The sequence below is a fragment of the Mariprofundus erugo genome, assembly GCF_005818865.1.
Lineage (GTDB): Bacteria > Pseudomonadota > Zetaproteobacteria > Mariprofundales > Mariprofundaceae > Mariprofundus > Mariprofundus erugo.
This window is the reverse complement of record NZ_VBRY01000009.1, coordinates 86988-101724: the sequence shown is the minus strand read 5'-3', so window position 1 is coordinate 101724 and position 14737 is coordinate 86988. Positions and strand designations below refer to the sequence as shown.

Genomic DNA, 14737 nt, shown 5'->3' with positions numbered 1-14737 from the left:
TATGCGTATTGATTGGTTGGCCAGAGCCGTGCCACAGGCGTCGGCATTGTATCCGTATGTGCCGGGGAAGCCGATAGAGGTGCTGTTGCGTGAAAAGGGGCTCAGCCATGCGGTGAAGCTGGCATCGAATGAGAACCCGTATGGCCCTTCTCCGAAAGCTGTGGAGGCAATCCGGAAGGCAGCCGGCGAAGTGCATCGTTATCCGGATGGTGATGCCGGTGCCCTGAAGGCGGCGATTGCTGCTTTTCATCAGTTGCCGGCAGACCGGATCATTGTCGGTAACGGCTCCAACGAGGTGCTGGAGCTGATCATTCGTACCTTCGCCGGCCCCGGTGATGAGGTGGTGTACAGCTGGCGCGGTTTTATTGTCTATGCGCTGGCGGCTCAGGCTGCCGGTGCCACCGGTGTTGCCGTGCCTGAGGCTGACGGCCTGACGCATGATCTGCAGGCGATGGCACAGGCGGTGAATGAAAAGACCAAAGTGGTGTGTATCGCCAATCCGAATAACCCGACCGGGACGCTGCTGGATCTGACCTCCCTGCAGGGCTTTCTTGATCTGCTGCCCCGTGATGTTGTGGTGATTCTTGATGAGGCCTACTACGAGTTCGTGGCCGATGAGCTTGGTGACTCGCTGACGACGCTGACGCATCCGGGGCTTGTGGTCAGCCGTACCTTTTCCAAAGCTTACGGGCTGGCCGGATGCCGTATCGGTTATGCGGTTGCCGATGCGGCGATTGCAGCGCTGATCAATCGCTTCCGTGAACCGTTCAATGTCAGCCTGCCGGCACAGGCGGCTGCCATTGCGGCACTTGCAGATGGCGAGTGGGTTCGGGCGAGGGTGGCGGATACACTGGTTGAGCGTGACCGCATGGAAGCGGTCCTGCAGCAGTTGCAGGTCTATGGCGGCCACAGTCATGGTAACTTTGTTCTGCTGCGCCATGCCGGCAGTCGTCAGATTGCCGCTTCACTTGAGGATCGCGGCATTATCCCGCGCCCGCTGGCGGGTTACGGGATGGCGGACTACCTGCGTATTTCGGTGGGCACTGCGGCTGAAAACGATGCATTTATTGCCGCCATGCAGGATATCCTGGCGGCGATGGAGTCCCGGTCTTGATGGTCCATACCCATCTGGTGGTAGTTGGAACCGGCCTGATTGGCGGTTCATTTGCGCTGGCGCTGCGCCGGGCCGGCTTTGCCGGACGCATTACCGGTGTCGGGCGCAGCCGTGAAAATCTGCAGCTGGCGGTTGAGCTCGGCGTGATTAATGACTTCTGCCATGATGTGGCCGAGGCAGTCATCGATGCCGATGTGGTGCTGGTCAGTGTGCCGGTTGCCTCCTGTGGTGAAGTGTTTGCCGCCATGGCGAAGTCCTTGCCTGCCCATGCGGTGGTGACAGATGCCGGCAGCAGCAAGCAGTCGGTGATCGCTGATGCCCGTGCTCATCTGCCGGATATGAGCCGGTTTGTACCGGCGCATCCGATCGCCGGTACCGAGCAGTCGGGCGCGGGGGCCGCCTTCGCAACCCTGTTTCAGGATCGCTGGTGTATTTTGACGCCGGATGCGACAACCGACCCGGCGGCGCTGGAGATGGTGCGTTCGTTGTGGGCCGCAACCGGTAGTCAGCTGATCGAGATGGATGCGAGTGAACATGATGAGCACCTGGCCGCGGTGAGTCACCTGCCGCATCTGGCGGCATTTGCACTGGTCAATGCGGTGCGGAAAAGCGGGGGTGATGATCCGTTCCGGTTTGCGGCCGGCGGGTTTCGTGACTTTACCCGTATTGCCTCCTCATCCCCGCAGATGTGGCGGGATATTGCCCTGTGTAACAGGGAGGCGCTTGTGCATAAGCTGGACGCGCTGATCGCCGAGCTGGGTGAATTGCGCGAGGCCGTGACGGCGGCGGATGGCGCCCATCTGCTGGCTGAATTTGCTGCTGCCAAGGCAGCCCGTGACGCATGGTTGCGGAAAAATGGAGATGAATTGTGAATATTGGTGGAACCCTGATTGCCGGCCCTGCAGCCGGGCCGTTGCATGGACGCATCCATGTGCCCGGAGACAAGTCGATGTCGCACAGAGGTGTGATGCTTGCTTCACTGGCTGATGGCGTTACGGAAATCCGCGGCTTTCTTCCCGGCGAAGATAATATCGCGACAGCACAGATGTTTATCGATATGGGTGTGCAGATCGAATGGCTGAATGATGAGAAGACCGCATTGCGTGTGCACGGGGTGGGGCTGCATGGTTTGCAGGCGCCTGAGAATATGCTGGATGCAGGCAACTCCGGTACCTGTGTTCGACTGATGACCGGCGTGCTGGCCGGCCAGAGTTTTTCGACGACGGTGGGTGGCGATGCCAGCCTGAGCAAGCGGCCGATGCAGCGTGTGGCTGATCCGGTGCGTCGTATGGGAGCTACCGTCGACGGGCGCGAAGGCGGCAATCTTCTGCCGCTGACGATCACCGGTGGTCAGCTGCAGGCCATTGATCATGTGTCGGCGGTGGCCAGTGCGCAGATCAAATCATGTGTGTTGCTGGCCGGTCTCTATGCCGATGGTGTCACCACGGTGAAAGAGCCGAAACCGACACGTGATCATACCGAACGTATGCTGCCGCTGTTCGGGCAGCCGGTTGATGTGGCTGAGGACGGAACGATCTCCCTGCGCCCGACCGGTGCTCTGACGGCTCCGTCGAGTGTGGTGGATATTCCAGCGGATCCTTCATCGGCATGTTTTTTTGCTGTAGCTGCGGCGCTGGTACCCGGTTCGGATATCAGCATTGAGGGGATCGGCATTAATCCGCGCCGTGATGGCTGGCGACGGATTCTGCTGGCGATGGGCTCTGATGTAACGCTGGTGGGTGAGGGCAGTGTGGGCGAGGAGCCGGTGGCCGATGTACGCATCCGCGCCGGCGGATTGCATGGTGCACAGGTGAATCCGGATGATGTGCCGGATGCGATTGATGAGTTTCCTGTGCTGTTTGCCGCAGCCAGTCTTGCCGATGGCGAATTTGTACTGACCGATGCCGAAGAGCTGCGCGTGAAAGAGTCTGATCGTATTGCGGCGATGGCGGCAGCCCTGCGTTCGGCCGGAGCGGATGTCGAGGAGAAGCCTGATGGCGCCGTCATTCGCGGACAGTCGATGCTGCGCGGCAACGTCGATGTGGATGCACATGGTGATCACCGTATCGCGATGGCGATGGCTGTCGCTGCCCAGCGGGCGGATGGTGAGGTTCGTATCCATAATGCGGCAGCGATTGCGACCAGTTTTCCCAACTTTGTGGCGCTGGCACAGTCGGTTGGCATGAATGTGCGCTGGGCCGATGAGGACGGACTTTAATGGCGATGTGGAAGCCGGTCGCTGGCCTGAAAATCGCGGTGGATGGCCCTTCCGGCAGCGGTAAGGGGACGGTGGCGAAGCTGCTGGCGGAGGAGGTTGGTCTGCCTGTGCTGGATACGGGGCTGCTATATCGTTTGACCGGTGCTGTGGCACTGCAGCGAGGGGCGGACCTGGCCGATGAAGCGGCGATGGTACAGGTGACTGTCGAGATGCTTGATGGCCTGATCTGGAGCAGTAGCGGGATTGAGTTTCATGGTGAGAAGTGGACCGATCGCCTGCGCGGCGAGGAGGTCGGCGCTGCCGCTTCCATGGTGGCGGCCATGCCGGAGGTTCGCGCCCGCCTGTTAACCCTGCAACAGCAGCTGGCCGGCAGTGGCTGTATTATGGATGGGCGTGATATCGGCACCGTTGTATTGCCGGATGCACCGGCAAAATTTTTCCTTACCGCTTCTGTGCGGGAACGTGCGCGCAGACGCTGGTCCCAGCTCAAACAGATGGGGCGCAGATGCGATTTCGACGAGGTGCTGCTTGATCTGAAAAAGCGTGACCAACGCGATAGAGAGCGTCAGCATGCACCCCTTGCCCAGGCAGTTGATGCCATTGCGATTGATTCCACCACATTGCGGGTGGATGAGGTCGTGGATCGTATGCTGGGTATACTGGAACGGAGAGGGTTGATCGAAGCGATCGACGACTGATCCGTCACGACAACTGATCACAATACTGAATAACAATTCGTCAATGAATTGAGTCATTAGGATGGAACACATGAGTGAAGCCGAGAAGCTGAATAAGGATCTGGAGGCCGCTGCGGCGGCAACCGAAATCGTCGCTGCCAATGAGGGTTCTGCCGGGACCGGGGTGGCTGAAGCCGTCGATACGGCCGTTGCAGAGAGCGCTGTTGCAGCTCCAGCTGTGGAAGAGGAGTCATTCCAGCAGCTTTTCGAAGCCTCATTGAAGGAGCAGTCCGAGATTCGCCGTGGCGAGATGTTCAAGGCCGTGGTTGTGGGTGTGAATGCTGATGTGGTGGTGCTTGATGTGGGCACCAAGGCAGAGGGCGCTGTTCCGCTGAGCGAGTTTGAGCAGGCCGGTTTGCCTGTACCGTCGGTGGGCGATGAGATCGAGGCACTGGTGCAGTCGGTCGGAGGCTCTGCCGGCGTTCGCCTTTCCGTGCTTGCAGCCAGACAGCGCGAAGCATGGAGCGTGCTTGAGGCGGCTCAGGCCAATGAAACGACGGTTGAGGGTGTCGTCACCGCTGAAACCAAGGGTGGATTCCGGGTTAACCTGAATGGTCTGAATGCATTCATGCCGCGCTCGGAAGCCGATACCGATATCCATGTGCAGGCTGCTGCACTGATTGGTCGTCCGTGCATGGTGACGGTGCTTGAAGCCCGCCGTAAACCTGAAAATATTGTTGTATCCCGTCGTCGTCCGCTGATGGCGAAGCAGGAAGGCAAGCGCACTGCATTTTTCGAGCAGCATGCCGTTGGCGACAAGGTGACCGGTGAGATCAAGCGTCTGGCTGATTTCGGTGCGTTTGTGGATCTTGGCGGTGTGGATGCATTGCTGCATGTCTCCGATGTTTCATGGCGCCGGATCAAGCATCCGTCAGAAATGCTCAGTGTCGGTCAGAGTGTGACCGTGGAGATCGTCAAGCTGAATGCGGAAACCGGCAAGGTCTCCGTATCGATGAAGGCACTGCAGTCCGATCCGTGGGATAATGTTGAGGCGACCTATGAGCCGGGTATGGGGCTGACCGGTACCGTACGCCGTCTGCTCGATTTCGGCGCTGTGGTAGAGCTGGAGCCGGGTGTTGAGGGTATGATTCACCGCTCCGAGCTGAGCTGGACCAACCGTGATGTCAATCCGGCGGCAGTGCTGGCCGAGGGCGATGTGGTGGATGTGGCGGTGCTCGATCTTGATGCATCCGCGCGTCGTATCCGTTTGAGCCTGAAGGCTGTGACCGAGAATCCGTGGCAGGTGTGGATGGCTGATCACCCGGTCGGTTCTCATATCTCCGGCAAGATCAAGAATATCACCGATTTCGGTTTCTTCGTGCATGTCGCTGACGGTATGGATGGTCTGGTTCATATGGAGAATCTCTCCTGGGATCAGTCTGCGTCCGAGGCACTGGCCGCATACCAGAAGGGTATGGAGGTTGAGTGCGTGGTACTTGGTGTGGATGCTGATCAGCAGCGTATTTCACTCGGTATCAAGCAGCTCTCTGCTGATCCGTTCGAGCTCTTCCTGTCAGGCGTGAAGCGTGGCAGCAGCGTCAATGGTACGGTTGTCGAGGTGAAGCCATCCGGTGCAGTGGTTGAGCTCGCCGATGGTGTGCAGGCATTCCTTGCCATGCGCGAAGTGCCGCGTGATCACGCCGAGCTTAAGGTTGGCGCCGAGGTGGAGGCCAAGATTGTCGAGGTCAACAGCAAGCGCCGTCAGGTCAGCCTGTCGATTCGTCAGCACCTGATTGAAGAGGAGCGTGAGGCTGTTCGTAACTATTCACGTCAGAGTGCCGGCGATGCAACACCATCGGCACTGGCCCTTGAACTGCAGCGCAAGCTGTTGGGTAAGGTATAACGCGAAATCGTGTGCCCGGTTACAGTCGTCTGCAGGGTCGGCGGCTGTAATCGGGCTTCGTATGTTGGTGTGCCGTGGCTGATGATGTTTGCGGCGATAAGCGGAGGCGTGGATGACAAAATCAGAATTGGTTGAGATGATTGCAGAACAGCAGCAGGGCATCACAAGGCGTGAGGCCGAAGTTGTTGTGAATACTATTTTTTCGGTGATCGGCGACGCACTGGCGGCCGGTGACCATGTTGAGCTGCGTGGATTCGGCAGCTTTACCACCAAGGCGCGTCAGGCCCGGACTGGCAGAAACCCGAAAACAGGTGAAGCGGTAGAGGTGCCGGCCAAGGCCGTTCCGCACTTCAAGCCTGGTAAAGAGTTGCGCGAGCGGGTTGATCAGGCAGGCTGAATCAGCAATGCCCAGATACGCACTTCATTTGCCGGGGTTGCAGTCGGTAAACTGGATCAACGTGCTGGTGGTGTTTGTTCTGACATCATTTGCAACGATGTTTGCGCTGGCCAATCTGACCCCTGTACAGCTGCACTTTCTAGGCGTCAGCAGTGCGGCGATTCCGGTTTATATTCCTGTATTTATTGCATTTATACTGGGTTTCTCAGGCGGCGTGCTGGCGCTGACATTCTCCAGGCGCAAGCATAAGCTGGAGATTGCCTGGCTGCGTCAGGAGCATGAGCGGCTGCAGCGGGAAGTGGATAACCTGCGCAATATCCCGCTTCAGGATGACGTATGAATACCATTCTGCTGGCGATTACCGCCGTCGTACTGGTCGTGTTGCTGGCACTGGTGCTGCGCCCCCTGCAGGAAGAGGTCGAACCTCGTCAGGAAGAGGATGAGCGCATTTCGCCACTGTTGCGCGGTATCAACTATCTGCTGTCGGATGAGCCGGATCTGGCGCTGCAGGAGATGGTTCAGGTGGCCCGTCTGCGTTCAGAGGCTGCCGATGTTTATATGGCGCTTGGTGAGATGTTCCGCTCGCGCGGTGAAATCGGTCGTGCTGTTCGTATTCATCAGAATCTTCTGGCTCGTCCGGATCTGCCCAAATCGCTGCACTTGCAGGCGCATATGGCATTGGCAAAGGATTTTCAGACCGGTGGCCTGCTTGATCGGGCCCTGTTGCAATATGATAAAGCGCTGACATTGCAGTCGGATCATGCCGATGCGCTGGAGGCGAGTCTGCGCATTCGCGAACAGAGCTCCGAGTGGTTACTGGCTGAAGAGCTGTTGTCACGGCTGGAGCAGGTGCGGGGAGCATCCTATGGCTCTCGCCGGGCCTATCTCTTTTCCGAGCTGGCAACGCTCTGTCTGGCTCAGGGGCAGGTGGAAGAGGCTGCAACCTATGCGGCCAGGGCCATCGAGCTCGACAAGAGTTGCGCTCCTGCCCGTATGGTGGCGATCAAGCTGGCGCTGGAGGCGGGCAACACCGATCTGGCTATCGAAGAGGTGCAGTCGCTTCGTCAGCTTTCATCCGAGCATTTTGCACTGATTATTCCTGGGTTGTTGGCCTACCCTGAGTTTTACGATCGGCAGGGGCATGCGCTGCTGATGGATATGTGGCGCCGGAAGCCCGATGCCGAGCTGGCATTGAGCTGGCTGGAAGCGCTGGCCGGTAAGCGCGGGGTGGCGCAGGCTGAATCACTCTATGCCGAGCTGGCTTTTACGCCGGCCACATTGCGGGAGTCCCTGCGACTGCAGGCTGTGCTTGGCAATGAGCATGATGCCCATGCCCGTTTTGCCAGACAGTGGCGCAAGCGGGCAAAAAACTATGTTTGCGAGACATGCGGTATTGAGGTGGTGGATGTACGCTGGCAATGCCCGCAATGTCACAGTTGGGGTACATTGCACCCGAAACATGAGGAGAGAATCTGATGCATGACCGGTTGATGGTGGCTTTGGACGTAGCGGATGCGGATGCAGCACTTGCATTGCGCGATCAGATGGGCGATTCGGTTGGCTGGCTCAAGATCGGTCTGCGTCTGTTTGTGGCCGAGGGACCGCAACTGGTCGCTGCGGTAAGAAAAACCCACAAGGTATTTCTTGATCTCAAATTCCATGATATTCCCAATACCGTTGCCCAGGCAGTGGAGAGTGCCGGTCGTCTTGGTGTGGAGATGGTGAATGTGCATGCCGGTGGCGGTATGGAAATGCTGACCGCTGCGGCACAGTCGGGCGCCCGCTTTCCCGGCATGAAGCTGATTGCCGTGACGGTGCTGACCAGTGATCCGATGCCGGCTGCCGAGGCTGCCGTTGTGGCTCTGGAACGGGCGAAAATGGCCAGGGATGCCGGTCTTGACGGTGTGGTTTGCAGCGTACATGAGGTCGAGGCGATCAAGCACGCCTGTGGTGCCGATTTTATCACGGTCACGCCCGGCATTCGCTGGGGCGGGCAGGATCAGCAGGACCAGAAGCGGGTGGCGGATCCCGCCGGGGCCATTCGTGCCGGTTCCGATTATCTGGTGGTCGGTCGGCCGATTATTCAGGCGGAAGATCCTCATGCTGCCGCCATGCAGGCTCAGGCCATGATGCGGAGTGCTGTGGTACTATAGCGACTGTGAGTGCGTGGCCGCTGTGAACAGATAACGACCGCACTTTCCTGTTTTTATCTTCTTGTGTATGATCTTACGCCGCAGGGCGGTTTAAGTGATACGAGGAGTGAATCATGGAACATGTGACGGAAGCATCGGATCCGGTCCCGGATGATCAGCAGCCGGGTATGCGCTGCTTTGATGAGCTGGCCCGTCAACATGGTCTCAGTGATGAGAAAATCCGCTCGGTGCTGACCCGATACCTGCAGGAGCAGGAGCTTAAGCCGTATCAGGCAGAGCTGATTCAGCTGCAACAGCATCTTGAGCAGACCAACAAGCGCATGATTATCCTCTTTGAGGGGCGCGATGCGGCCGGCAAGGGTGGTACCATTCGCAGCGTGACACGCTATATGAATGAAAAGCACTATCGCGTGATTGCCATGGGTAAGCCCACAGAAGAGCAGCGCAGCCAGTGGTTTTTCCAGAAATATGTTTCCCAGTTTCCCAGTGGTGGCCAGATCGTGATGTTTGATCGCAGCTGGTATAACCGTGCCATGGTTGAGCCGGTGTTCGGCTTTTGCACCGAAAAAGAGTATAACGACTTCATGAAAGGCGTGGTTGGCTTCGAGAAGGATCTGGTCCGGCAGGGAACGATTCTGGTCAAGATCTATTTTAGTGTGACCCGGGAAATTCAGAAGAAGCGCTTCGACCGGCGGGAGCATGATCCCCTGCGCCAATGGAAGCTTTCGGAAGTGGATGTGCAGGCGCAGGAGCGCTGGGAGGATTTTGATCGGGTCAAATTCGAGATGCTGAGAAATACGCATACCGCTGCCGCCCCCTGGACGGTGATCCGTTCAGCGGATAAACACCTGGCGCGTCTGAATGCCATTCGGGTGATTCTCAATGCGGTGGATTATGAGCAGCTCAATCAGCAGATCGATTATGTGCCTGATGATGCGGTGGTTCTATCCGGTGCGCGCGAGATTGAATTGATGCAGAACGCCCGCTTGCGCAAGGGCAAGGGGAAAAAGAAAGCGGAGCCGGTATGAATGATCGAGCGGGAGTGATATCAGGAGGTCTGGATTGCTGAGAAGTATGGCAGGTAAAATCCTGTTGCCGGCGATCTGCCTGGTGCTGGCTTACGGTTTCTGGGTCAGTCCTGATTTCAAGGCGATCTCTGCCGGTGTGGCGATTTTTCTTTTTGGCATGCTTTCGCTTGAAGAGGGCTTTCGGGCCTTTACCGGTGGCGCGCTGGAGAAAACGCTCAGGCGGACGACCGATACGCTGTGGAAGAGCCTGAGTTTCGGTGTGGTGACCACAACCATCATGCAGTCCAGCTCACTGGTCAGTGTCATTACCATCTCCTTTCTCAGTGCCGGCCTGATCGGGCTGACCGAAGGACTGGGGATAATCTTCGGCGCTAACCTGGGCACGACGACCGGTGCCTGGCTGGTGGCCGGTTTCGGTTTGAAGGTGAACATCGCCGCCTATGCCATGCCGATGCTGGTATTTGGCATCATCCTGATCTTTCAATCTTCCAAAAAGCTCAAGGGCTTCGGTTATATTCTGGCCGGTCTCGGCTTCCTGTTTCTTGGTATCCACTATATGAAAGAGGGGTTTGAAGCGTTTCGCGAGACGATTCGTCTCTCCGACTATGCGGTTGCCGGTTATCCGGGGCTTTTCCTGTTTGCGCTGATTGGTGTGGCGGCAACGGTCATTATGCAGTCCAGCCACGCTACCCTGGTGATTATTATTACCGCCCTGGCGGCACAGCAGATTACCTATGAAAATGCCCTGGCCCTGGCCATCGGTGCCAATGTCGGTACGACCATTACCGCCATTCTTGGTTCCCTCAGCTCGAACGAAAAGGGGCGTCAGCTGGCCGGTGGTCATCTGATTTTCAATATGGTGACCGGGGTAGTGGCCATTGCCCTGATTCATCAGTTTATCAGCAGTGTCGACTATATCAGTGCTGCTATCGGTATTGCCGAGGATGACTACACGCTGAAACTGGCGGTGTTTCACACCCTGTTTAACCTGACCGGTATCGTTCTGATGGTGCCATTGATCGGTTATATGGTGCAATGGCTGGAGCGGTTGATTCCGGCTCCTGTATCCCGTTTTGCGGTACCGCAGTATCTGAATGCGGCCGCACTGGAGTTCTACGATACCTCTATCGAGGCACTGCGGAATGAAACGTTGCGGGTCTATGACAATGCCCACGAAATTGTCGCCAGCGGCCTGAGTCTGGGGCGGGAGGAGATGTTTTCCGATCTGCCGATCGATGATGTGATCAGGCGCTACAGCGAGCCGGTCGAGTATGATATTGATGCCGCCTACGAGCGGGATATCAAGAGCCTTTACGGTGCGATTATCACCTTTTGTGGCAAGGTGCCGGTTGAGTCGCAGTCGGCCCAGGAATTCTCCCGCATTCGCAATGCCAACCAGAATATCATCATGGTTCTCAAGGGCATCAAGCATTTGCAGAAAAATATGAACGAATATATCAGTGCCGATAACGCCTATATTCGCGATGAGTACAACCGTATCCGCTCCCGTATTATCCGGGTGATGCGCCGGCTGGAGAAAATTCGAACCGGCAATGATCCGGCTGTCACCGTCTTGTCACTGGATGCGCTGAAACTGACGCTTGAAGAAAACGCGGCCATTCTGAATGAGCGCATTGAACGGTTGATTCGTGCTCATCATATCACGGCGGATATGGGTATCTCACTGATCAATGACAGTACCTACTCGTATGACATTATCCGCAATCTGATTGCGATCAGCAGTAATCTGTTCCATGCAGGGGCAACATCTGAAACCGAGGCGGAGCATCTGATTGCGCTGGAGGATGAAGAGATCAGTTCTCTGCTGGATGGTGGAAGCAAATGATCAGGGCTCGGGATGAGGGGCAAAAGAGATGAAGCTCAGAAAGTTGCTTAAAAAACTGAACGACTACCTTTATGAGGAAGAGTACAAGCGCCACGATCGTGATGAAGGACTTTCCAGGGTACTGAAGAAGCTGAAAAAGAAAGAGCTGAAGCTTCAGGAAGAGATTGCAGGCGAAATGGATGAGGGGGAACGTCGCCTGCTTGAGCAGGAACTTAAAATTGTGCACAGCCAGCGTGAGAAAGGGGTGCGTTTGCTGGCTGAGGCGCGTGGCAAGAGCTGGGAAAAGAGAGAGTAGATTACGCTTGCGGCTCGTCCTGCTGCGGATGCAGGGCCTGATGGATTTCCCTGCTCATCAGTGTAACCGGGCAGGGTTTAGTCAGTATGGTCTCACTGCTCGTATCGGTATGGTTGAGTTTGTCGTAGCCGGATACAAAAATGACCGGCATGTCGGGGCGGATGGCGCGAATCTTTTCAGCTGCGGCATCACCCCCCATAACCGGCATGACAATATCAAGCATACATAGTGCAATCGTGTCTGCATGCAGACAGAAAAGTTCGACAGCCTCCTTGCCATTGCCGGCGGTGAGGACCTGATAGCCCAGAGATTTCAGCACCGCTTTTCCTGTCTGTAGAATCTGGGCCTCATCATCGGCCAGAAGAATGGTTTCGCCATGACCGCAGATCATCTTATCGGCTGTTGGCAGGCCTGTTGTGCCTGTTTCCGGCGTCAGCGCTGGCAGATAGATATCAAAATGGGTGCCTGATTCGCTGTTGCTCGTCACCTCAATAAAGCCACGGTGGGTTTTGATCGCGCCATATACCATGGCCAGTCCCAGGCCGGTTCCCTTGCCGAGCTCTTTTGTTGTGAAGAACGGTTCAAAAATATGCGGGAGATGTTCGGCGGCAATGCCCGCACCGTTATCGGCAATGATCAGGCGGGCATATGATCCCTCCCTGAAATAGCGGTGCTTCTTGATAAAGCTGTGGTCAGGCTGAAACAGCTCCAGTCTCACCGAGATGATCGGGTTCTCAATCTCTTCCAGGGCGTCACGGGCATTATTTATCAGGTTCATCAGTACCTGGTGCAGCTGGGTGCCATCGCCATGAATCATGATATGCTCAAGGCTGATGTACTGATGCAGCTCGATATTTTCGGGTATCACAGTGCGCAGGAATTTCAGGGTTTCCTTGATAAACGGTGCCAGTGGCAACGCCCTCATGCTGACCTTGTCCCTGCGGGCATAGGTCAGCAGTTGGCGGATCATATCCGAGGCCCGAAAGGTCAGCTCCTCTACATTGGCCAGTTTTTCAAGCGCCTGAGGGTGATTCTCCAGCCGGTGCCGGACCAGAAACAGGTTGCCGGTGATGCCGGCCAGCATATTGTTGAAATCATGGGCGATGCCGCCCACCAGTGTACCGATGGCTTCCATCTTCTGTGCCTGATGAAATTGCTGCTCAAGGCTTTCGTAGGCACTTAAATCCTGCTGAATGCCGACATAGCTGGTAATGATGCCCGATTCATTGCGCACGGGAGAGATGGTCAGCATCACCGGTATCGGGTGGCCGTCGCGGGCGTATTCGATGGCCTTGTCACTCCATGTCTCCCCATGCGAGATGGTGTTCCACATCTGCTCGAACAGGGGGCTGTTTTGATCATGGAGCTGCAGCATGGCCAGCGTTTGACCGACGGCTTCATGGCAGCTGTAGCCGGTCAGTTCGGAAAAGGCCGGGTTCACATACTCGATGATGCCGGCAGCGTCGGTCATAAGAATGGATTCACCCGCCTGCTCGATGGCCTGCAACATTTTGCGGGCCAGGTTTTCAGCCTGTTTGCGGGCGGTCAGATCATTCATGATGGTCAGGCAGCTCTCCCCCATAGCCGTGACGATGAACTGGATATCCCTGATGGTGCCATCCTTGCAGGTCACCCGGAATTCCATCGGCGTATGCCCGGCAGTTCGCTGATGGATACTGGCAATGGCGGCCTGCCACGACTGCTCGACCTGCCGGCGATAGGCCGGGTCGGGATAGGCCAGAGGCCACCAGTGCTGCAGCGATGGTATATCATCCTGCGTATAGCCGAAGAGATCGACAAAGGCGCGATTCAGCAGGGTGATGTGCTGATGACAGTCGCTCACTGCCAGTGCAACCGGAGATGCATCGATAATGGTGCGGAACTTCTCTTCACTTCTTTTCAGCAGCAGCTCGGCCTGTTTACGTTCGCTGATATCCCGTCCGGCGGAGAGGAATGCTGCTTCTCCGTTGTATTGAAACAGTGCGGTGGAGACCTCGACTTCAATGGTGTCGCCATCCAGACGGAGATAGCGCTCTACCGTCGGAGGCAGCGGGGCGCCTCCGGGTGTCAGGCTCTGCAACCGCTCGATGGCCCGGGTATAGTCATCCGGGTGCAGGTAGCGCTGAATCGGTGTGCCGATGATTTCTGCAGTGCTACGGGCGCCGATAAGGTGAAGGGCGGCCTTGTTGGCAAACAGGATGATACCGTGACGATGAACAATCAGGGCGTCAAAGCTTGCTTCAACAACCGACTCGAACTCATACTGACGCAGCTTTTGCTCACTGATATCCAGCCATGAACCGATGATTTCAGTCAGTGCTCCGGCCTGATTATGAACGAGGTTTACATCATCCCGGATCCAGACCAGCGATCCCCCCTTCTTCCGGATGCGATACTCATGACTGAATTCGTGCTGACCGGCGAGCATGGCCTCCCCGAACCGTTTAAGCACATGCTCGACATCATCAGGATGCAGGATGGATTGCCACCATGTCCCGTTTTCCATGTAATCAGTGGCCGTGTAGCCGAACAGGGTCTCAATGTTGGCCGAAACATAGTAGGGGATGAAACTGCCCGACTGATAACGGCAGGCGTAATGGACAACCGGAATATGGCTGATGATATGATCAAGCTGATCTTTTTTCTGCATGTATGAGGTCAGCTGTCTCAGCTCCTGCTGTTGTTCGGCCAGGCGAGCTTCTGTGTTGGCCTTGCGCAGCTGACAGAGTGTGGCCTGATCGATCAGGCCGATGGCCATGTTCTGCTGATCCACCACGATATATTGACTGTCTTGCCCGGGCAGGTCAGCGATTTGATGGCAGGGGGTATCAGCCGGGAGTGTGGTGACAGGTGACAGGGGGATATCGGCAATGGTCGTGGTCAGCGGATGATGCCCCTGTGCGACCACAGCACAGATATCGGCCGCAGTGAGCAGACCTGCGGGGAAGCCCCCGGCCGTAATAATGATGCACTTCTGCCGGCTTTTGCTGATCAATACAGCGGCTTCAGCAGCGCTGATGTCTGCCGTTGCCGTGGTGATGTCGCGGCTCATGACTGTGGTGATATCTTCTGCTGGCATGTGGCTCTGTCTCTGCCCGTATAACGC

13 protein-coding genes are annotated in these 14737 nt (G+C 56.8%); 12 read left to right on the top strand and 1 reads right to left on the bottom strand.

Features of this window, described 5'->3' with window-relative positions; translation table 11 throughout:
- Position 1 precedes the first annotated feature (1 nt).
- The 12 genes from hisC (at position 2) to FEF65_RS10175 (ending at position 11631) form a co-directional block, all read left to right on the top strand.
- On the top strand, positions 2–1114 hold the full coding sequence (gene hisC, locus FEF65_RS10230) for a histidinol-phosphate transaminase (RefSeq protein ID WP_138239710.1): 1113 nt from the start codon (positions 2–4) through the stop codon (positions 1112–1114).
- On the top strand, positions 1114–1986 hold the full coding sequence (locus tag FEF65_RS10225; protein WP_138239709.1) for a prephenate dehydrogenase: 873 nt from the start codon (positions 1114–1116) through the stop codon (positions 1984–1986). The genes hisC and FEF65_RS10225 overlap by 1 nt, the downstream gene beginning before the upstream one ends.
- Complete coding sequence (gene aroA, locus FEF65_RS10220; RefSeq protein ID WP_138239708.1) at positions 1983–3332, top strand: 3-phosphoshikimate 1-carboxyvinyltransferase; 1350 nt, start codon at positions 1983–1985, stop codon at positions 3330–3332. Before FEF65_RS10225 ends, aroA begins: the two co-directional genes overlap by 4 nt.
- The gene (gene cmk / locus FEF65_RS10215) at positions 3332–4030 is read left to right on the top strand and encodes a (d)CMP kinase (RefSeq protein WP_138239707.1); all 699 of its coding nucleotides are present in this window, start codon (positions 3332–3334) and stop codon (positions 4028–4030) included. Before aroA ends, cmk begins: the two co-directional genes overlap by 1 nt.
- Positions 4031–4100: 70 nt before the next feature.
- Complete coding sequence (locus tag FEF65_RS10210; RefSeq protein WP_138239706.1) at positions 4101–5912, top strand: 30S ribosomal protein S1; 1812 nt, start codon at positions 4101–4103, stop codon at positions 5910–5912.
- A gap of 112 nt (positions 5913–6024) precedes the next feature.
- Positions 6025–6309, top strand: coding sequence for an integration host factor subunit beta (locus FEF65_RS10205; RefSeq protein WP_138239705.1), 285 nt, complete (start codon positions 6025–6027; stop codon positions 6307–6309).
- A gap of 7 nt (positions 6310–6316) precedes the next feature.
- Positions 6317–6649 carry a LapA family protein gene (locus FEF65_RS10200; protein WP_138239704.1) on the top strand — a complete coding sequence of 111 codons (333 nt, stop codon included), beginning with the start codon at positions 6317–6319 and terminating at the stop codon, positions 6647–6649.
- A complete protein-coding gene (locus FEF65_RS10195; RefSeq protein WP_138239703.1) occupies positions 6646–7785 on the top strand; it encodes a tetratricopeptide repeat protein in 1140 nt (379 codons plus the stop codon). The genes FEF65_RS10200 and FEF65_RS10195 overlap by 4 nt, the downstream gene beginning before the upstream one ends.
- Positions 7785–8462, top strand: coding sequence for an orotidine-5'-phosphate decarboxylase (gene pyrF / locus FEF65_RS10190; RefSeq protein WP_170304441.1), 678 nt, complete (start codon positions 7785–7787; stop codon positions 8460–8462). The genes FEF65_RS10195 and pyrF overlap by 1 nt, the downstream gene beginning before the upstream one ends.
- A 167-nt stretch (positions 8463–8629) precedes the next feature.
- Complete coding sequence (gene ppk2, locus FEF65_RS10185; RefSeq protein ID WP_138239753.1) at positions 8630–9490, top strand: polyphosphate kinase 2; 861 nt, start codon at positions 8630–8632, stop codon at positions 9488–9490.
- 46 nt (positions 9491–9536) lie between these two features.
- Positions 9537–11336 carry a Na/Pi cotransporter family protein gene (locus tag FEF65_RS10180; RefSeq protein ID WP_138239702.1) on the top strand — a complete coding sequence of 600 codons (1800 nt, stop codon included), beginning with the start codon at positions 9537–9539 and terminating at the stop codon, positions 11334–11336.
- 28 nt (positions 11337–11364) lie between these two features.
- Entirely contained in the window at positions 11365–11631 is a 267-nt protein-coding gene (locus FEF65_RS10175; RefSeq protein ID WP_138239701.1) for a hypothetical protein, read from the top strand.
- A 1-nt stretch (position 11632) separates the two neighbouring features.
- Here FEF65_RS10175 and FEF65_RS10170 read toward each other — a convergent pair whose 3' ends face one another.
- Positions 11633–14683 (bottom strand): PAS domain S-box protein, encoded by a 3051-nt coding sequence (locus FEF65_RS10170; protein ID WP_161595227.1) that lies wholly within the window; start codon positions 14681–14683, stop codon positions 11633–11635.
- Positions 14684–14737: the final 54 nt, after the last annotated feature.